Raw genomic sequence first — 18,705 nt, 5'->3', positions numbered from 1 at the left:
GCCATGAGTGCCTCCGTGGTTCCCGCTTGCGAGCTGTGTGCCGGCGATGGTGGCGAGGTGCTGTGGCAGCATCCCGCGTTTCGCGTGGTGCTGGTCGATGAGGCCGACTATCCGGGCTTCTGCCGGGTCATCTGCCATGCGCACGTGAAGGAAATGACCGACCTTGCCCCGGCGCAGCGCACCCTGCTGGCCAATGCGGTGTGGGCGGTCGAGGCCGCCCAGCGCGAGGTGATGCAGCCCGAGAAGGTCAACCTGGCCACGCTGGGCAACATGACCCCGCACGTGCACTGGCATGTGATCCCGCGCTTTACCGATGATCGCCATTTCCCCAGCCCGGTCTGGGCCGAGCCGCGCCGTGCGGCCGATGAGGGCTCGCTGGCCGCCCGCCGTGCACTGCTGCCGCAGTTGCGCGAAGCCGTGCGCCGGCATCTCGATGCGGCAGGCCTGACGGCCTGATGCTGGCAGCAGCCCGGCGTGCGGTGACGCCGCCGGGCGCGATGTTTCTTCTCACCAATTTCAACAAGGGAGAGCCCATGAGCGCCCCGTCTTCTCCGGTTCCGGTGTCCTTCAAGGTACGCAAGCTCTCGCGCGTGGTCGAAGTCGAGTTCGATGACGGCGTGATGTTTTCCCTGCCCTTTGAACTGATGCGCGTCCTTTCCCCCTCGGCCGAAGTACGCGGCCACGGACCGGGCCAGGAAGTGCTGCAGACCGGCAAGCGCGACGTCGAGATCCACGGCATCGAACCGGTCGGCAACTATGGCGTCAAACCGCTGTTCTCGGACGGCCACGCCAGCGGCATCTTCACCTGGGATTACCTCTACCAGCTCGGCCGTGACCAGGCGGCCCTGTGGGAAGCCTATCTGCAGAAACTGGAAGCGGCCGGCTTCACCCGTGAAAGCGGGCGCGATCACCAGCCCGAGGCGGCAGGCGGCCATGGCTGCGGCCATTCGCACTGAGGCGCGCCTCCTGCTGATCCAGGGCAAGCTCTGCGCTGGCCCGTCTCTTATAATGTCGTCTTCATCGTTACAGGCCCAGCCATGACCAACACCACCCACTTCGGTTACGAAACCGTCAAAGAAGAAGAAAAGGTCCGCAAGGTCGCGGAAGTGTTCCACTCCGTCGCTGCCAAGTACGACGTGATGAACGACTTCATGTCGGCGGGCCTGCATCGCATCTGGAAAGCCTTCACCATCGCCCAGGCCGGCGTGCGTCCGGGCTTCAAGGTGCTCGACATCGCCGGTGGTACCGGTGACCTCTCCAAGGTCTTCGCCAAGCAGGCAGGTCCGAGCGGCGAAGTCTGGCTTACTGACATCAACGAATCCATGCTGCGTGTGGGCCGCGACCGTCTGCTCAACAAGGGCATCGTCACCCCGACCATGCTGTGCGATGCCGAGAAACTGCCCTTCCCGGACAATTATTTCGACCGCGTCTCGGTGGCCTTCGGCCTGCGCAACATGACCCACAAGGATGCCGCCCTGGCCGAAATGCGCCGCGTGCTCAAGCCCGGTGGCAAGCTGCTGGTGCTGGAATTCTCCAAGGTCTGGGAACCGCTGAAGAAGCCCTATGACGTCTATTCCTTCTCGGTCCTGCCGTGGCTGGGCAAGAAGGTCGCCAACGATGCCGACAGCTATCGCTACCTGGCCGAATCGATCCGCATGCACCCCGACCAGGAAACCCTGAAGCAGATGATGGAACAGGCCGGCCTGGATCGCGTACAGTATTTCAACCTGACCGCCGGTGTGGCTGCGCTGCATACGGGCATTAAGATGTGATTAATGCTGGGCGCGCCAGCATTAAGGCTGGCTTAATTCTGCCCGGCGACAATGATGGCTCCGATGTGGCGGCTTGCTTTTCCCTCGGCCCGCTCGCCACTTCGGCATCATCCACAAGAGGCAAGCCCATGAAAAAAATATTCCTCGCACTGCTGCTGGCGATCACTTCGCTCTCCCTCATCATGTCGCCCGCCGAGGCCAAGCGCCTGGGTGGCGGTGGTTCCTTCGGCAAGCAATCCTCCAATTACTCGCGCCAGGCGGCCCCCTCTGCTCCGTCTTCGCCGTCCTATAGCCAGCCTTCCCGTCCTGCCGCACCGGCCGCCGCGCCGCAAAGCGCTCCCATGCCCAAGCCCGCCAGTCCCTGGCGCAATGTGCTGGGCGGTGCACTGCTGGGCTTCGGCCTCGGTGCGCTGATGTCGCACTTCGGGATCGGTGGCGCGCTCGGCGGCATGCTGGGTTCGCTGCTGACCATTGCGCTGCTGTGCGCGGCGGTGATCTTCCTGATCCGCCTGTTTGCCCGTGGCCGTGAAGCGCAGAACAACAACCCGGCCTATGCCACACCGATGCCGGGCGTGAGCCCCATCGGCAGCGCTGCCGGTGCCACCCCGGAAATCGGTTCCGGGCTGCGCGACATCAATCCGCCGCCGGCGGTCCCGCACGCGTCGCCTGCCGCCCTGCAAGGCAATGGCTACGGCGGCACGGCCCAGCCGGCGCAGATCCAGCAATGGGGCATCCCCGATGGCTTTGATACGGCCGGATTCGTGCGCAATGCCAAGACCTATTTCATCCGCCTGCAGGCGGCGTGGGATCGCGCCGACGTCAACGACATCCGTGAATTCACCACGCCCGAGATGTTCGCCGAACTGCGCATGCAGCTGAGCGAACGTGGCGCAGCGCCCAATGCCACCGATGTCGTGCAGCTCGACGCGCAACTGCTGGGCATCGAGACCATGGCCTTCGATTACCTGGCCACGGTGCGCTTCCAGGGTCTCATCAAGGAAGCGCCGGATGCCTCGGCCGAACCCTTCGCCGAGATCTGGAATCTCTCCAAGCCGCTCAACGGCAGCGGCGGCTGGGTGCTGGCGGGTATCCAGCAGGTCTGATGCAGGCACAAGGCGCGCTGGATCAAGCCAGCCGCAGTGCCTGAACCTTGCCAGTGCGCCAAGCTGGTACACTTGAAACCGCCCGGCTTTTGCGGGCGGTTTTGTTTTGGCGGAGGGAATTCTTTCTGCTCCGGCGTACTCAACCCGTAGTCCTCCGATCCACCCCGATTCTGGAATCCATGTCCGTGCTGCCCGATCCGTCCACTCTTGTCTCCGGCCTCGATCCGATGAAACCTGCCGCTGCGGTGATCAACCACCTGCTGGCCCAGGAACCGTGGGCGCGCGACACCCTCATGGCCCATGCCGGCAAGGTCGCCTGCATCGATACCGGCGTCATGCAATTGCGCCTGAAGGTGACCGGCGATGGCTACCTGCAGGAGGTGCCGGCCGATGCGCTGGCCAACGTCACCATCCGCCTGAAGCTGTCCGACCTGCCGCTGATCGCCGCCAACCGCGAGCGCGCCGTCTCTTACGTCAAGCTGGAAGGCGATGCCGATTTCGCCAATGTGATTTCGCAGCTGAGCCAGAAGCTGCGCTGGGATGCCGAGGATGACCTCTCCCGCGTGGTCGGCGATGTCGCTGCGACCCGCATCGTCTCCGGCGCGCGGGGCCTGTTCGACGCCGCACGCACCACGCAGCGCAAGCTGACCGAAAACCTTGCCGAGTATTTCCTGGAAGAACAACCGATGCTGATCCGCCCCCGCCAGTTGCAGGATTTTTCTGCCGACGTCGTGCGCCTGCGCGATGATCTGGAACGCCTGTCCAAACGCATCGAGAAACTGGAGCGTCGTTAAATGCTGCTGCGTTCCATGCGTCTGCTCAAGATCATCCGTGTCGCCATTCTCTACGGCCTGGATGAAATCATCGCCTCCGAATTTGCGCCGCCGCGCATCGCCCGCATCATCAACCGCATTTTCTTCTGGCGCGACCTGACTGCGCCGCGCGGTGAGCGCCTGCGTCGCGCGCTGGAGGATCTCGGTCCCATCTTCATCAAGTTCGGCCAGGTGCTCTCGACCCGGCGCGACCTGATGCCGCCCGATATCGCCAATGAACTGACGCTGCTGCAGGACCGCGTGCCGCCCTTCGAATCGGAACTGGCGGTCAAGCAGATCGAAAAGTCCTTGGGCGCGCATCCGGACCAGCTCTTCGCCAGCTTCGAACGCACCCCGGTGGCCTCGGCCTCGATTGCGCAGGTCCACTTCGCCACCCTGAAGGATGGCAAGGAAGTGGCCGTCAAGGTGCTGCGTCCCGGCATGCGCGACATCATCGATCACGACATCGGTCTGATGCATGTGGCTGCCGACTGGCTGGAACGCCTGTGGGCCGATGGACGTCGCTTGAAGGCCAAGGAAGTCGTGGGCGAGTTCGACAAGTACCTGCACGACGAGCTGGACCTCATGCGCGAAGCGGCCAATGCCAGCCAGCTGCGCCGCAACTTCGCCGAGTCCACGCTGCTGATGGTGCCGGAGATGTATTGGGATTATTGTTCATCCTCGGTGATCGTGATGGAGCGGATGTATGGCATCCCGATCTCGCAGACCGAGCGCCTGCGCGCCGAAGGGGTCGATCTCTCCAAGCTCTCGCGCGAAGGTGTGGAGATTTTCTTCACCCAGGTGTTTCGCGATGGCTTCTTCCACGCCGACATGCACCCCGGCAACATCCTGGTGTCGGTAGCCCCGGAAACCTTCGGCCGCTACATCGCGCTGGATTTCGGCATCGTCGGCACGCTCAATGATTACGACAAGGATTACCTGTCGCAGAATTTCCTGGCCTTCTTCCGCCGCGATTACAAGCGCGTGGCCGAGGCCCACATCGAATCCGGATGGGCGCCCAAGGAAACCCGCGTCGATGAACTCGAAGCGGCCGTGCGTGCCTGCTGCGAACCGATCTTCGACCGTCCGTTGAAGGACATCTCCTTCGGCCAGGTGCTGCTGCGCCTGTTCCAGACCTCGCGCCGTTTCAACGTGGAAGTGCAGCCGCAACTGGTGTTGCTGCAGAAGACGCTGCTCAACGTCGAAGGCCTGGGCCGCCAGCTCGATCCGGACCTGGACCTGTGGAAGACCGCCAAGCCCTATCTCGAACGCTGGATGAGCGAGCAGATCGGCTGGCGCGGTTTCGTCGAACAGCTGAAGGTGGAAGTGCCGCGTTACAGCCGCCTGCTGCCGGAGCTGCCGCGCCTGGCGCACCAGGCGCTGACGCGCTACACCGACGGCGAGAGCCAGCCGCAGAACACCGAACTGATCCGCAAGCTGCTGGCCGAGCAGCGGCGCACCAACATGCTGCTGGGTGTGATCGTCTATTTCGGCGGGGGGCTCATCGGCGGCATCATCGTGATCCAGGTGCTGATGCATTTCCTGAAGTTCTATTGATGTAAATGATTTAAATCATTTAGATGATTTGGATGATTTGGATGATTTGGATGATTTAGATAGTTTGGTTAATTTGGTAACTATCTAAAACTGTCTTCAGCAAGCGCCGGCCTATGCCGGCGTTTCGCATGGTTCAACCCAAAACAACAGAGGCCAAGAACACCGTGGGAACCAACGACAACAGCCTGTCCGATGCACGCGTGCGCATGTTGCCTTACATCGTGGCGGCGACTTTCTTCATGGAGTATCTCGACACCACCATCATCGCCACGGCCTTGCCGCAGATGGCGCAGTCCTTCGGCGTAGGTCCCAACGAACTGAGCCTGGGCATGACGGCCTACATGCTGACGCTGGCCGTCTTCATTCCCATCAGCGGCTGGGTAGCCGACCGCTTCGGTTCGCGCACCGTGTTCGGTATCGCCATTGCCATCTTCACGCTGGCTTCCGTTTTGTGTGGCTATTCGCAGAACGTGTGGGAGTTCACCGCAGCGCGGGTGCTGCAAGGCCTGGGTGGCGCAATGATGGTACCGGTCGGGCGCATGATCGTGGTGCGCAGTACCGGCAAGGACAGACTGATGAAAGCCATTGCCACCATCACCTGGCCGGCCATCGTGGCGCCGGTGGTGGGACCATCGATCGGTGGCTTCATCACCACCTATGCTTCCTGGCATTGGATCTTCCTGATGAACGTGCCGTTCGGGTTTGCGGCTTTCATTGCCGTCATGCGCGTGGTGCGCAATGAACATGGCCACAGCAAGCGGCCGCTGGACGTGATCGGTTTCCTGCTCTCGGGCGCGGCGCTGACCTCGCTGCTGTATGGCACCGAGATCGCCAGCCATATGGAATCCAACATCAAGGTGGCGCTTGGCTTCGTGGCCCTCGGCGTGGCGCTCGGGTACTGCGCGTGGCGGCACATGCAGCGCATCGAACATCCGCTGCTGGATTTTTCCAATCTGCGCATTCCGACCTATTCGGTGACGGTGCTGACGGGTTCACTCACGCGGATTGGCGTGGATGCAGTGCCTTACCTGATGCCGCTGATGTTCCAGATCGGTTTCGGCCTGACGGCGTTCCAGTCGGGTTTGCTGCTGCTGGCCACCGCTCTCGGCAATCTCGGCATGAAGGCATTCACCACGCGCATCCTGCAGCGTTTCGGTTTCCGTAGCGTGGCGGTCAACAATGCGGCCATCGCCGGTTGCCTCATCATCGCCTGCGGTCTGCTCACGCCGGGCACGCCGCTGCCGGTGATCCTGGGGGTGATCTTCTGCTACGGGCTGTCGCGGTCGATGCAGTTCTCGACCCTGGCCACGCTGGCGTATGCGGATATCAGCGATGCCCGCAAATCCTCGGCCAGCACGCTCTGGAGCGTCGCGCAGCAGATGACCATCGGCATGGGCATCGCCTTCGGTGCGCTGGCCTTGCGTATCGCGGCGGCGATCCGCGGCGAGGAGATCGATGCCACCGGCGCGCATTTCACGCTGGGCGATTTTCAGTGGGCCTTTGCGATGGCTGGTGTGGTGACGTTGATTTCAGTGATCGGTTATCGCGGCCTGGCGCGGGACGCTGGCAGCAATATTGGCGGCGGGATGCGCGCCGCGCAAGGCAAGCGCTGAACTTCTCGGACGTGTATTCAGCGGTGCGCCGAAAAGCGCTCCGCCAGCCGCTCGCGGCGGAAGTGCTCGACCACGAAATCGACGAATACCCGGGTCTTGGCCGGCAGCAGCCGCGCCGCGGTGAAGTAGAGCGAGAGCATGCCGGTATCCACGTACCAGTCCGGCAGCACCCGCACCAGCGTGCCGCGATCCAGATAGAGCAGGGCATGCGGCATCGACACCAGCGTGATGCCCAGCCCCGCTTCGGCCACCTCGCAAGCCGCATTGGCATCGCTCATGGTCATGCGTTGCTGCAGCGTGACCGGTGCCTGCTGGCCGTCGTGGTCGCGTAGCGAGAAGGGCCGTACGCGCCCGGTCTGGGGCGAGCGGATCAGGATGCCCGCATGCTCGGCCAGGTCGGCCGGCGAGCGCAAGGCGGGATGCGTCTCCAGATAGGCGGGCGAAGCCAGCAGCACCCGATGCGCCGGGGCCAGCTCGCGCGCCACCACGCCGGGCGACAGCTCGGTGCCGCCGGCGATGGCGGCATCAAAGCCCTCGGTGATGAGATCCACCGAGCGGTTCTCGAAATGCCAGTCCGGCTGGATGCCCGGATAGCGCCCCAGGAATTCTCCCAACAAGGGCACGATGTATTGCCGCCCGAATCCCGTTCCCATGCTGACCTTGAGCGTGCCGGCTGGCTGCCCGCCAGCGCTGGCGAGATTGGCCACGGCGCTGCGGATGGCTTGCAGGCCGCCACCCACTTCCTGCAGGAAGCGTTCGCCCGCTTCGGTCAGCGAGAGCTTGCGGGTGCTGCGGTGAAACAGGCGCACGCCCAGTGAAGTCTCCAGCCGTGCCACGTTCTTGCCCACGGCCGCCGACGTCAGGCCGAGCTGGCGTGCCGCCGCCGAAAAGCTGCCGGCGTGGGCCGCAGCGACGAAGCATTCGATGCTGGTCATGGTTTCCATCGCTCGATTCTAAACCATTGGTTTAAAAAGAAGATAGGGATTGCCAGCTAGTCGCCACATAATCAAACGCCGATACTTGCTTCAACCCGGACGCACACAGCAGCACGCCGCTGCAGGCCGACGGGACCAACCCATCACTTTCAAGGAGCAAGATCATGAACAAGCAAATCCAGAACGCCGCCGCATCCCCATCCGCATCCACCCTGGCCTCCAAGGTGGCCTTCGTGCAAGGCGGTTCGCGCGGCATCGGCGCGGCCATCGTGCAGCGCCTGGCCGCCGAGGGCGCCACCGTCGCCTTCACCTACGTCACTTCGCCGGACAAGGCGCAAGCCCTGGTCTCCCGCGTGGAAGCCGCCGGTGGCCGCGCGCTGGCGATCCAGGCCGACAGCGCCGATGCAGCCGCCCTGCAGCAAGCCATCCGCCTGGCCGCGGAGACCTTCGGCCGGCTCGATATCCTGGTGAACAATGCGGGCGTGCTGGCCATGGGCCCCATCGATGAGTTCAAGCTGGAAGACCTGGACCGCACCCTGGCCGTGAACGTGCGCAGTGTGGTGGTGGCGACCCAGGCCGCCGTGCGCTACATGGGCGAAGGCGGCCGCATCATCAGCATCGGCAGCACCAATGCCGACCGCATCCCCTTTGCCGGCGGTGCCGTGTATGCCATGAGCAAGTCGGCGCTGGTCGGCCTGACCAAGGGTCTGGCCCGCGACCTTGGTTCGCGCGGCATCACCGTCAACAACGTCCAGCCCGGTCCGGTCGATACCGACATGAACCCGGCCAACAGCGACTTCGCCACTTCCCTGACCGGCCTGATGGCACTGCCGCGCTATGGCAAGGCTGAGGAAATCGCCAGCTTCGTGGCCTATCTGGCAGGTCCGGAAGCGGGCTACATCACCGGTGCCAACCTGATGATCGATGGCGGTTTCTCGGCTTGATCGCTGCTCAGGTCACCGTCACTCTCAGGACGAAAAAAAACCTCGCACCGGTCTGCACCGGGCGAGGTTTTTTCGTGAGAGGGGGAATCAGGCGAACAGGCGAGCCAATTCTACGCCCGGCTCCGGGGCACGCATGAAGGCTTCACCGACCAGGAAGGCATGCACGTCGGCATCGCGCATGCGCTTGACATCGTCCGGGGTGGCGATCGCCGATTCGGTGACCACCAGCTTTTCCGGGGGGATGCGCGGCAGCAGGTTCAGCGTGGTGTCGAGCGTGGTCTCGAAGGTGCGCAGGTTGCGGTTGTTGATGCCCAACAGGCGGGTCTTCAGTTTGAGGGCCGCGTCCAGTTCAGCCTGATCGTGGACTTCCACCAGCACGCTCATGCCCAGCTCATGGGCGCAGGCTTCCATGTCGGCCATCAGGCCATGGTCCAGCGCAGCCACGATCAGCAGGATGGCGTCCGCGCCCCAGGAGCGCGCTTGATAGATCTGGTAATGATCCATCATGAAATCCTTGCGCAGCACCGGCAGGGCACACGCGGCGCGCGCCTGCTTGAGGTAGTCCGGCGAGCCCTGGAAGAATTGTTCATCGGTCAGTACCGACAGGCAGGCCGCGCCATGTTCGGCATAGCTCACCGCGATCTCGGCCGGCTTGAAGTCGGGACGGATCACGCCCTTGGAAGGCGAGGCTTTCTTGACTTCGGCAATCACGCCGGCCTGGCCGTTGGCGATCTTGCTGCGCAGGCTCTCTTCGAAATTGCGCAGTTCCGAGCGCAATTCGCTATCGGTTTCCACATCGCGGCGCAGGCTGGCGAGGTCGCGCTGCTGCTTGGCGATGCGGACTTCCTCGGCCTTGACGTCGAGGATCTTGTTGAGGATGTCGGACATGGGGCTCCTGTCAGGGGTCTGAGTTGAGGGGCGGAGATCAGTGCTTGCCGCCGAGCTGGCGGGTCACCTGGACGAACTGGTCCAGCTTGGCACGCGCCGCACCGGAAGCGATGGTGGCACGCGCCGTCTGCAGGCCCTCGGCGATCGAGGGCGCAACGCCGGCCGCATAGAGCGCGGTGGCGGCATTGATGACTACGATGTCGTGCACCGGACCGGGTTCCCCACGCAGGGCTTCGAAGATTTTCTCCTTCGACTCGGTGGCGTTGCCGACCTGCAAGTTGCGGCTGGCAAACATGGACAGGCCGAAATCTTCCGGATGGATCTCGTATTCGCGGATCTCGCCGTTGACCAGCTCGCCCACCATGGTGGCACCGCCCAGCGTGACTTCATCCAGGTTGTCTCGGCCCCAGACCACGATGGCGTGCTGCGCGCCCAGGCGTTGCAGTACGCGCACCTGGATGCCGACCAGGTCTGCATGGAACACACCCATGAGGATGTTGGGAGCCCCGGCCGGATTGGTGAGCGGACCGAGGATGTTGAAGATGGTGCGCACGCCCAGCTCCTTGCGCACCGGCGCCGCATGCTTCATGGCGGCGTGGTGGTTGGGGGCGAACATGAAGCCGATGCCGGTCTGGGCGATCGATTGCGCCACTTGTTCGGGTTGCAGGTTGATGTCTGCGCCCAGGGCTTCAAGCACATCGGCGCTGCCCGAGGAGGAGGACACACTGCGTCCGCCATGCTTGGCCACGCGCGCACCGGCGGCGGCTGCCACGAACATGGAGGCGGTGGAAATGTTGAAGGTGTGCGCGCCATCGCCGCCGGTGCCGACGATGTCGAGCAGGCGCGAGGTGTCGGCCATCGGCACCTTGGTAGCGAATTCGCGCATGACCTGGGCCGCGGCGGCGATCTCGCCGATGCTTTCCTTTTTCACGCGCAGGCCCATGGTGAGGGCCGCGATCATCACCGGCGACATCTCGCCGCTCATGATCTGGCGGAACAGCGTCAGCATTTCATCATGGAAGATTTCGCGATGCTCGATACAGCGCAGCAGCGCTTCTTGGGGAGTGATGGGCATGTCTTGTCTCGATTTGTCTAATGGTCTCAGCCGTGGGCGCTGCCGGTCAGGAAGTTCTTGAGCAGGGCGTGGCCGTGCTCGGAGAGGATGGACTCGGGGTGGAACTGCACGCCTTGCAGGTCGAACTCCTTGTGACGCACGCCCATGATTTCGCCATCATCGGTCCAGGCGGTCACTTCCAGGCAATCCGGCAGGGTGGCGCGTTCGATGGCCAGCGAGTGATAGCGGATCACGGTATAGGGAGTGGGCAGGTCCTTGAAGACGCCAACGCCGGTGTGCGCAATCTTGGACGTCTTGCCATGCATGACCTGCTTGGCGCGGATGATGTTGCCGCCGAAGGCTTCGCCGATGGCCTGGTGGCCGAGGCAGACACCGAGGATGGGCAGCTTGCCGGAAAATTCCTTGAGCAGGTCCACGCAGATGCCGGCTTCCTTGGGGCTGCAGGGGCCGGGGGAGAGGCAGATGCGTTCCGGGTTCAGTTTTCTGATGTCATCCAGCGTGATCTCGTCATTGCGGATGGTCAGCACCTCTTCGCCCAGCTCGCCGAAGTATTGCACCAGGTTGTAGGTGAAGGAGTCGTAGTTGTCGATCATCAGCAGCATTTAGATTTCTCCGTCCAGGCCATCTTGCACTTGTTCAGCAGCGCGCAATACGGCACGCGCCTTGTTTTCGGTTTCTTCCCATTCCATTTCCGGCACCGAGTCGGCCACGATGCCGGCGGCCGCCTGCACGTACAGCGTGCCGTCCTTGATGACGCCGGTACGGATCGCAATGGCCACGTCCATCTCGCCGCCGAAGGAGAGATAGCCGCAGGCGCCGCCGTAGATGCCGCGCTTGGTCGGTTCCAGTTCGTCGATGATTTCCATGGCGCGCACCTTGGGGGCGCCCGAGAGGGTGCCGGCGGGGAAGGTGGCCTTGAGCACATCCAGGTTCGACATGCCGGGTTTGAGGATGCCCTCGACGTTGGAGACGATGTGTTGCACGTGGGAATATTTTTCGATCACCATCTGGTCGGTGACCTTGACGCTGCCGGTGGTGGCGATGCGGCCGATGTCGTTGCGGGCCAGGTCGATCAGCATCACGTGTTCAGCGATTTCCTTGGGATCGGCCAGCAGTTCGCGCGCCAGCTGTTCATCGCGCTCGATGGTGGAGCCGCGTGGGCGGGTGCCGGCCAGCGGGCGGATGGTGATCTTCTTCTGGCCTTCGCCGATGGATTCGTTGCGCACCAGGATTTCCGGCGAGGCACCGACGATCTGCATGTCGCCGAAGTTGTAGAAGTACATGTAAGGGGAGGGGTTCAGCGAACGCAGCGCGCGGTACAGCATCAGCGGCGAATCCACATAGGATTTCCTGAGCCGCTGGCCGATCTGCACCTGCATCAGGTCGCCGGCCATCACGTATTCCTTGGCGCGGGCCACGGCCTTGAGGTATTCGTCCTTGGGGAATTCGCGAATGGTCTCGGTACGCACCGAACCGGTGGTCACCGGTGCATCGGCCGGGCGGCGCAGCATGGCGCGCAGGTCGCGCAGGCGCTGGCGGCCACGGGAGAAGGCTTCCGGCTGGGTAGGGTCGGCGTAGACGATCAGGTAGAGCTTGCCGGAGAGGTTGTCGATGACGGCCAGTTCTTCGGTCAGCAGCAGCTGGATGTCGGGCAGGCCCAGCGTATCCTGCGGGGCGCTGTTTTCCAGGCGCTTTTCGATGTAGCGCACGGCGTCGTAGCCGAAGTAGCCGGCCAGGCCGCCGCAGAAGCGCGGCATGCCGGGACGGATGGCGACCTTGAAGCGGGATTGATACTCGGCGATGAATTCCAGCGCATTGCCTTGAGCGGTCTCGATGACCTCGTCATTTTTCAGTACCTCGATCTGCTGGCCGCTGCAGCGAATCTTGGTGGAGGCGGGCAGGCCGATGAAGGAATAGCGCCCGAAGCGCTCACCACCGACCACCGACTCCAGCAGGAAGGTGTTCTTGCCGGTGTTGTGGCTCTGGGCCAGCTTGAGATAGAGCGTCAGCGGAGTTTCCAGGTCGGCGAAGGCTTCGGCGATCAGAGGGATGCGGTTGTAGCCTTCGGCGGCCAGCGATTTGAATTCGAGTTCGGTCATGTGTCACTCCAGACCGCCATTGTAGGGTACGCGGGCCTGGCCGCAGACCGGCGCGCAGACGCCATGAAGCCATGGACGCGATGCACGCGGATGCAGCAGACAGGTGCGGACTCTCGTCAGCGGTGTCGTTATGAGAATTACGGGAAATGCGGAGGATGCGGTACCACAACAAACGACCTGGCACGCAGGTGCGGCCAGGTCCAGGCGTCAATTACTGCGCCTGGAATTGCCAGCGTCGCCACAGCCAGGCCTCAGGGGCGGCTGTCGGTTGAGCGGTTCGTTTGTTGTTACGAAACATTGATGTGGGTCGCGATTGGATCTTCGGTCTGTCGACCGGTGAGCTGACGGGCTGTCAGTCCACCGAGATTTGCTGCGCTGCTTCTACAAGCGTCGAAACTATACCATCCGAATCGACGTCGTGTATAGATTCACCGTGATTGTATCCATACGGAACATTCAGGACACGGCAACCGGCCGCGCGGGCGGCCTGGGCATCGTTGCTGGAGTCGCCGATGGCCACGACCTGCGCGGGTTGCAGGGCGAAATCCTCACAGACTTGCAGCAAGGGCATGGGATCGGGCTTCTTCTTCGGGAAGGAATCGCCGCCATAGACGATCTCGAAGAAATCGCGCAGCCCCTTCTTCTGCAGCAGCGGTACGGCGAAGGCCAGCGGCTTGTTGGTCACGCAGGCCAGGCGCAGGCCCTTGGCGCGCAGGGCTTGCAGGCCCTCGACCACGCCCGGGTAGAGCGAGGAATAGTCGCCATTGATGGCCAGGTAGTGCTCGGTGTAGCTGTCCAGCGCCTGCTGGAAGTATTGCGCCGCCTCATCCTCGGCATAGTCCACGGCGAGCACGCGCCGGATCAGGTTCTCGGTCCCCTTGCCGACGAAGTTGACGATGGTTTCCTGGGACAGGGGCGTGAGTCCCAATTCTTCACGCATGCGGTTGACCGCGACGTGGAAGTCAGCGGCCGTATCCAGCATGGTGCCGTCGAGGTCGATGATGGCGGCCTTGATGTTGGTCAGATTCTTCATATGCCCGGTAAACCTCGTTGTTTGTTCGTCTGACGAAGGGGAGGTGCGATCAGACCTGGGCCAGTTCGGCGCGCATGGCGTCGATGACGGCCTTGTAGTCCGGCTTGCCGAAGATGGCCGAACCGGCCACGAAGGTGTCGGCACCGGCGCGGGCGGCCGCGGCGATGTTCTCGACCTTGATGCCGCCATCGACTTCCAGCAGGATGTCGCGGCCGGATTCATCGATGCGGCGGCGCACTTCGGCGATCTTTTTCAGGGCTTCCGGAATGAAGGACTGGCCGCCGAAACCGGGGTTCACCGACATGATCAGGACCATGTCCAGTTTGTCCATCACGTGATCCAGGTAATGCAGCGGCGTGCCAGGGTTGAATACCAGACCGGCCTTGCAGCCGTTGTCGCGGATCAGTTGCAGGGAGCGGTCGATGTGTTCGGAGGCTTCCGGGTGGAAGGTGATGAGGTTGGCACCGGCCTTGGCGAAATCGGGGATGATGCGGTCCACCGGCTTGACCATCAGGTGCACGTCGATCGGCACTTGCACGTGCGGGCGGATGGCTTCGCACACCAGCGGGCCGATGGTCAGGTTGGGGACATAATGGTTGTCCATCACGTCGAAGTGAATGAAATCGGCACCGGCGGCGACGACATTGCGCACTTCTTCACCCAGGCGGGCGAAATCGGCGGACAGGATGCTGGGGGCGATACGGAAGGTCGGCATGGCTGTAAACAAAGGATGGCTGAATCGACATTGGCCGTCGGGCGCAGGCGCGAAGGCGGCAAAACCGCTATTCTACCTTGCTGCAGCGGTCGCCGGCCCGGCCGATGAGCTGGCTGGCTTGGCCCGGAACGGGCAGAGCAGGCGGAACGCATCGGCTTGCGCAGCCGGCTGAATTCGTGTGCAATCCGGGGTAGCCGCGCGGGCAAGCCCGATTGCAGATCGCCGGCGCGGCGGCAGTCCCCTTCACAACACAGGAAATTCCATGGCAGCGTATGAGTTCACGGTGACGGTCAAGACCCAGTACCTGGAGGAACAATCCGATCCATCGCGTTCGCATTACGTGTTCGCCTATGCGATCACCATCGTCAATACCGGCACGGTCCCTGCCCAGTTGATCTCGCGCCACTGGGTCATCACCGACGCCAACAACCACGCGCAGGAAGTGCGCGGCCTGGGCGTGGTCGGGCATCAGCCCTTCCTGCAGCCCGGCGAGCAGTTCGAGTACACCAGCGGTACGTCGCTCGGGACCCCCCAGGGCAGCATGCATGGTGAATATTTCTGCGTGGCCGAGGATGGCGAGCAATTTGACGTGCGCATCCCCGAGTTCGTGCTTTCACTGCCGCGCACCTTGCACTGAATTTTTCTTCCTGAGGCGGGACGACGGATTTTTCAGCGCGGGTCGCTGTCTGTCGTCTCTCGCGCTGGCTGCTGTTTCTTTTCCTGCGCTTCTTTCTGCCTGGCGCTGACGGGCCGGCCATTGTGTTCCTTGCGGCCCGAGAACATGGTCCACCAGACGATGAAGACCAGCACGAAGAAGGCGGCACTGGCCTCCAGGATCAACCACAACATGAATTTGTCTCCAATGTCATTGAATCGTTTTGCCAAGCTGTCGGCGCTGCGGCGTCTTAGTGTACCTGCGATGGCGGTCTCGGTCGCTGTCCTGCTGGCGGCCTGCCAGACCACGCCGCTCACCACGCCGGCTCCGAGCCAGCCGTCGCCCAAGCCAGTGGCCCAGCCGGGCCCGGCCATGCGTGCTACCACCTTCGCCCAGCTCCCGGGCTGGAACAATGACGACCTGCGCGAGGCCTGGCCAGCGCTGCAGTCTTCCTGCTCGGTCATGATTCGCAAGCCCGAGTGGCGCGCCGCCTGTGGCGCGGCGCAGCAGGTCAATGCCAATGACCTGGGCTTCCTGCGCCAGTATTTCGAGACTTATTTCACACCGTATCAGCTGTTCAATCCTGATGGCACCGACACCGGGCTGGTGACCGGCTACTACGAGCCCCTGCTGCGCGGTTCGCGCCGCCGCGCCGGGCCGTATCAGACACCGCTGTACCAGGCGCCGGACGACCTGCTGACCATCGACATGGCCAGCGTCTATCCCGAACTGAAGAACCTGCGCCTGCGCGGCAAGGTGGTCGGACGCAAGGTGGTGCCGTATCCGACGCGCGCCGAGTTGATGCAGGGCAATAGCTTGTCCGGCAAGGAAATCGTCTGGGTGGATGATCCGGTGGAGGCCTTCTTCCTGCAGGTGCAGGGCTCGGGCCGCGTGTATCTGCCGGAGTCGCGCGAGACCATTCGCCTGGCCTATGCGGACCAGAATGGCCGTCCCTACAAGTCGATCGGACGCTATCTGGTGGACAAGGGGGAGATGGAGCTCTCCCAGGCATCCGCCCAGAACATCAAGGCCTGGGTGCAGGCCAATCCGGCGCGCAAGGAAGAGTTGCTCAATGCCAATCCCAGCTATGTCTTCTTCAAGGAAGAAAAGCTGCCGGATCCTTCCAAGGGACCCAAGGGGGCGCAAGGCATCCCGCTGACCCCGCAGCGTTCCATCGCCATCGACCCGCAGCATGTGCCGCTGGGGGCGCCGGTGTTCCTGGCGACCACGCTGCCCAATAGTGACCGTCCGCTGCAACGGCTGGTGGTGGCGCAGGATACGGGCGGTGCCATTCGTGGCGTGGTGCGGGCGGACTATTTCTGGGGCTTTGGCGACGAGGCCGAGGATCGCGCGGGGGCCATGAAGCAGCGCGGCATGATGTGGGTGCTGCTGCCCAAGGGGATGACGCCGCCGGGAGGCAACTGAATTTCCCTGCTTTCCTTGCGGCAATGAAAAAGCCTGATCCTGTCGAGGGGTCAGGCTTTTTTGCCGATTGAGGAGCTTATGTACAAGGATCAGCGCAGTACCAGCACCGGGATGGTCGAATGCGTCAGCACCTTCTGCGTCTTGCTGCCCAGGAAGATGCGCGAGAGGCCGCTGCGCCCGTGGGAGGCCATGAAGATGGCGTCGCAGCCGTGCAGTGTCGCAGCCTTGATGATTTCTTCATCGGGATTGAAGGACATCACGATCTCCGTCTGGCAGGGTACGCCGGCGGCGGCCGCAGCATCTGCGATCTTCTTGATGTGCTGATTGGCCAGGGTTTTGACGTTTTCTTCATAAAGGGCGGGATCGATCGCCATCGAGCTCTCGGCCAGCGGCGAGAAGGGGTAGGGTTCGGCCACCGAGATGCCGACGATGCTTGCGCCGCTGTTTTTGGCGTAGTCGATGGCCGTCGCGATGGCCTTGTCCGAGCGTTCGGAGCCGTCCGTGGGGACCAGGATATTCTTGAACATGTTCGCCTCCTCATATAGGGATAGGGAATGCGCCGCTGCGCACAGGGAATGACTCCAATATAGTCCCGTGGTGCCTTGCCCGCATGAAATTCTTGGCAGTCATTGCGCCAGGTCGGACTGGCGCATTATTTTTGGCTTATTCTTGCGGTTCGCCGTGCCGGTTGCTGCCACGCCCGGGCGGATTGCCGATTCATTCATAAGAAGGAGACCCACTATGAGCTATGAAAACATCCTGGTCGAGACCCATGACAAGGTCGGCCTGATCCGCCTGAACCGTCCCAAGGCGCTCAATGCCTTGAGCGACGCTCTGATGAGCGAGCTGGGAACGGCATTGTTGGCCTTCGATGCTCAGGAAGAGATCGGCTGCATCATCGTGACCGGCAGTGAGAAGGCCTTCGCTGCGGGGGCTGATATCAGCGTGATGGCCGGGTTTGATTATATGGATGTCTTCAATGGGGAATTCATCACCCGCAATTGGGAGACCCTGCGCCGCATCCGCAAGCCGGTGATTGCCGCAGTGGCGGGCTATGCGCTGGGCGGTGGCTGTGAGCTGGCGATGATGTGCGACTTCATCATCGCGGCCGACAATGCGAAGTTCGGGCAACCGGAGATCAAGCTGGGCATCATCCCGGGCGCTGGCGGTACGCAGCGCCTGCCGCGGGCGGTCTCCAAGTCCAAGGCCATGGACCTGGCGCTGACGGCACGCATGATGGATGCACAGGAGGCTGAGCGCGCCGGGCTGGTGTCGCGCATCGTGCCGGCCGACAAGCTCATGGAAGAAGCCATGGCGGTTGCGGTGACCATTACCGAGATGCCGCGCCAGGTGGCGATGATGGTGAAGGATTCGGTCAATCGTGCCTACGAGACCACCTTGTCCGAGGGGATGAAGTATGAGCGCGCGCTCTTTTATAGCTGCTTCGCTACCGAGGACCAGAAGGAGGGCATGAAGGCCTTCCTGGAAAAGCGGCCGGCGGTGTTCAAGAACGCCTGATCATTTTTCTTTCCATGGAGAAGAAAGGGGCGCCCGTCAGGGCGGCCCTTTTTTCTGAATGATTTACTATTTATTCATATCCTGCGGAAACCGCTTCCAGTCAGGGGTTTGTGGGAATTTGGCGTCGATGGCGAAGCACCGCACTTGTATTATTTTCGAGATTTTTTCGAAAGTGCTTGCGCGGCATGTAGTGCGTTGCTATAGTTCGCCGCCTGCTGACGCGGCACACGAAGTGAAGTTGAAAAACAGAGCGACGGATGTCGGCGAAGCAAGGAGTAGTGAAGCAGGTTGTAAGGCGTTTTAATTGGAAGTAGTCAAAGCGGAAGTTAAGCGAGACGAAAAGATTTAAAACGAATCGCAAAAAAGTAGTTGACGCGATAAACAAACTGCTACATAATCTCGTTTCTCTGCTGCTGACGAACAAAACGATTCGCGGCGATGCAAACAGCGCCAAGCGCATTTGCGACAGACAGATCTTTAAAAATTAACAGCCGATAAGCGTGGGCGTTTAATGAAGTGCGACAGAACTTCGGTTCTGGAAACTTTAAATATTAAATGCTC

20 protein-coding genes are annotated in these 18,705 nt (G+C 62.4%); 11 read left to right on the top strand and 9 right to left on the bottom strand.

Annotated elements, in window-relative coordinates:
• Positions 1-3: 3 nt before the first annotated feature.
• The 7 genes from J2X56_RS23240 (at position 4) to J2X56_RS23210 (ending at position 6,857) form a co-directional block, all read left to right on the top strand.
• The gene (locus J2X56_RS23240; protein WP_121045837.1) at positions 4-456 is read left to right on the top strand and encodes an HIT family protein; all 453 of its coding nucleotides are present in this window, start codon (positions 4-6) and stop codon (positions 454-456) included.
• A 77-nt stretch (positions 457-533) separates the two neighbouring features.
• The gene (locus tag J2X56_RS23235; protein ID WP_121045855.1) at positions 534-956 is read left to right on the top strand and encodes a gamma-butyrobetaine hydroxylase-like domain-containing protein; all 423 of its coding nucleotides are present in this window, start codon (positions 534-536) and stop codon (positions 954-956) included.
• A gap of 81 nt (positions 957-1,037) precedes the next feature.
• A complete protein-coding gene (gene ubiE / locus J2X56_RS23230) occupies positions 1,038-1,772 on the top strand; it encodes a bifunctional demethylmenaquinone methyltransferase/2-methoxy-6-polyprenyl-1,4-benzoquinol methylase UbiE (protein WP_039786819.1) in 735 nt (244 codons plus the stop codon).
• 128 nt (positions 1,773-1,900) lie between these two features.
• A complete protein-coding gene (locus tag J2X56_RS23225; protein WP_121045838.1) occupies positions 1,901-2,875 on the top strand; it encodes a Tim44 domain-containing protein in 975 nt (324 codons plus the stop codon).
• Positions 2,876-3,054: 179 nt separating this feature from the next.
• The gene (locus tag J2X56_RS23220) at positions 3,055-3,669 is read left to right on the top strand and encodes an SCP2 domain-containing protein (RefSeq protein ID WP_199725157.1); all 615 of its coding nucleotides are present in this window, start codon (positions 3,055-3,057) and stop codon (positions 3,667-3,669) included.
• Positions 3,670-5,244 (top strand): ubiquinone biosynthesis regulatory protein kinase UbiB, encoded by a 1,575-nt coding sequence (gene ubiB / locus J2X56_RS23215; protein ID WP_310163053.1) that lies wholly within the window; start codon positions 3,670-3,672, stop codon positions 5,242-5,244.
• A gap of 128 nt (positions 5,245-5,372) precedes the next feature.
• Positions 5,373-6,857 (top strand): MFS transporter, encoded by a 1,485-nt coding sequence (locus J2X56_RS23210; RefSeq protein WP_409025225.1) that lies wholly within the window; start codon positions 5,373-5,375, stop codon positions 6,855-6,857.
• Positions 6,858-6,874: 17 nt separating this feature from the next.
• On the opposite strand, the gene J2X56_RS23205 is transcribed toward J2X56_RS23210, so the two are convergent.
• A complete protein-coding gene (locus J2X56_RS23205; protein WP_121045841.1) occupies positions 6,875-7,801 on the bottom strand; it encodes a LysR family transcriptional regulator in 927 nt (308 codons plus the stop codon).
• A 155-nt stretch (positions 7,802-7,956) separates the two neighbouring features.
• On the opposite strand from J2X56_RS23205, the gene J2X56_RS23200 reads away from it, so the two are divergent.
• Positions 7,957-8,736 (top strand): 3-oxoacyl-ACP reductase family protein, encoded by a 780-nt coding sequence (locus tag J2X56_RS23200; RefSeq protein WP_121045842.1) that lies wholly within the window; start codon positions 7,957-7,959, stop codon positions 8,734-8,736.
• 87 nt (positions 8,737-8,823) lie between these two features.
• Here J2X56_RS23200 and trpC read toward each other — a convergent pair whose 3' ends face one another.
• The 6 genes from trpC to rpe form a co-directional block, all read right to left on the bottom strand.
• Positions 8,824-9,624, bottom strand: coding sequence for an indole-3-glycerol phosphate synthase TrpC (gene trpC, locus J2X56_RS23195; RefSeq protein ID WP_121045843.1), 801 nt, complete (start codon positions 9,622-9,624; stop codon positions 8,824-8,826).
• 37 nt (positions 9,625-9,661) lie between these two features.
• The gene (gene trpD / locus J2X56_RS23190; protein WP_034340151.1) at positions 9,662-10,699 is read right to left on the bottom strand and encodes an anthranilate phosphoribosyltransferase; all 1,038 of its coding nucleotides are present in this window, start codon (positions 10,697-10,699) and stop codon (positions 9,662-9,664) included.
• 26 nt (positions 10,700-10,725) lie between these two features.
• The gene (locus J2X56_RS23185) at positions 10,726-11,301 is read right to left on the bottom strand and encodes an aminodeoxychorismate/anthranilate synthase component II (protein ID WP_121045844.1); all 576 of its coding nucleotides are present in this window, start codon (positions 11,299-11,301) and stop codon (positions 10,726-10,728) included.
• Positions 11,302-12,798 (bottom strand): anthranilate synthase component I, encoded by a 1,497-nt coding sequence (gene trpE, locus J2X56_RS23180; protein ID WP_034340156.1) that lies wholly within the window; start codon positions 12,796-12,798, stop codon positions 11,302-11,304. It abuts the gene before it with no gap.
• 352 nt (positions 12,799-13,150) lie between these two features.
• Entirely contained in the window at positions 13,151-13,831 is a 681-nt protein-coding gene (locus J2X56_RS23175; RefSeq protein WP_034340158.1) for a phosphoglycolate phosphatase, read from the bottom strand.
• A gap of 49 nt (positions 13,832-13,880) precedes the next feature.
• On the bottom strand, positions 13,881-14,546 hold the full coding sequence (rpe, locus tag J2X56_RS23170; RefSeq protein WP_034340160.1) for a ribulose-phosphate 3-epimerase: 666 nt from the start codon (positions 14,544-14,546) through the stop codon (positions 13,881-13,883).
• 262 nt (positions 14,547-14,808) lie between these two features.
• Here rpe and apaG point away from each other — a divergent pair, with 262 nt between their 5' ends.
• On the top strand, positions 14,809-15,183 hold the full coding sequence (gene apaG, locus J2X56_RS23165; RefSeq protein ID WP_039786847.1) for a Co2+/Mg2+ efflux protein ApaG: 375 nt from the start codon (positions 14,809-14,811) through the stop codon (positions 15,181-15,183).
• Positions 15,184-15,215: 32 nt separating this feature from the next.
• Here apaG and J2X56_RS23160 read toward each other — a convergent pair whose 3' ends face one another.
• Positions 15,216-15,395 carry a hypothetical protein gene (locus tag J2X56_RS23160; RefSeq protein WP_034340164.1) on the bottom strand — a complete coding sequence of 60 codons (180 nt, stop codon included), beginning with the start codon at positions 15,393-15,395 and terminating at the stop codon, positions 15,216-15,218.
• On the opposite strand from J2X56_RS23160, the gene J2X56_RS23155 reads away from it, so the two are divergent.
• Positions 15,394-16,626 (top strand): murein transglycosylase A, encoded by a 1,233-nt coding sequence (locus J2X56_RS23155; protein ID WP_088756147.1) that lies wholly within the window; start codon positions 15,394-15,396, stop codon positions 16,624-16,626. The two genes, J2X56_RS23160 and J2X56_RS23155, sit on opposite strands and share 2 nt — an antisense overlap.
• Positions 16,627-16,715: 89 nt before the next feature.
• Here J2X56_RS23155 and J2X56_RS23150 read toward each other — a convergent pair whose 3' ends face one another.
• Positions 16,716-17,153 carry a universal stress protein gene (locus J2X56_RS23150; RefSeq protein WP_039786852.1) on the bottom strand — a complete coding sequence of 146 codons (438 nt, stop codon included), beginning with the start codon at positions 17,151-17,153 and terminating at the stop codon, positions 16,716-16,718.
• A 214-nt stretch (positions 17,154-17,367) separates the two neighbouring features.
• On the opposite strand from J2X56_RS23150, the gene J2X56_RS23145 reads away from it, so the two are divergent.
• The gene (locus tag J2X56_RS23145) at positions 17,368-18,144 is read left to right on the top strand and encodes an enoyl-CoA hydratase (protein WP_121045845.1); all 777 of its coding nucleotides are present in this window, start codon (positions 17,368-17,370) and stop codon (positions 18,142-18,144) included.
• The last annotated feature ends 561 nt before the right edge of the window (positions 18,145-18,705 follow it).

The sequence above is a fragment of the Herbaspirillum sp. 1173 genome (genome assembly GCF_031455335.1).
GTDB lineage: Bacteria > Pseudomonadota > Gammaproteobacteria > Burkholderiales > Burkholderiaceae_D > Herbaspirillum > Herbaspirillum huttiense.
Note: the sequence above shows the minus strand (reverse complement) of the source record. Positions and strands in the feature narration are given on the sequence as shown.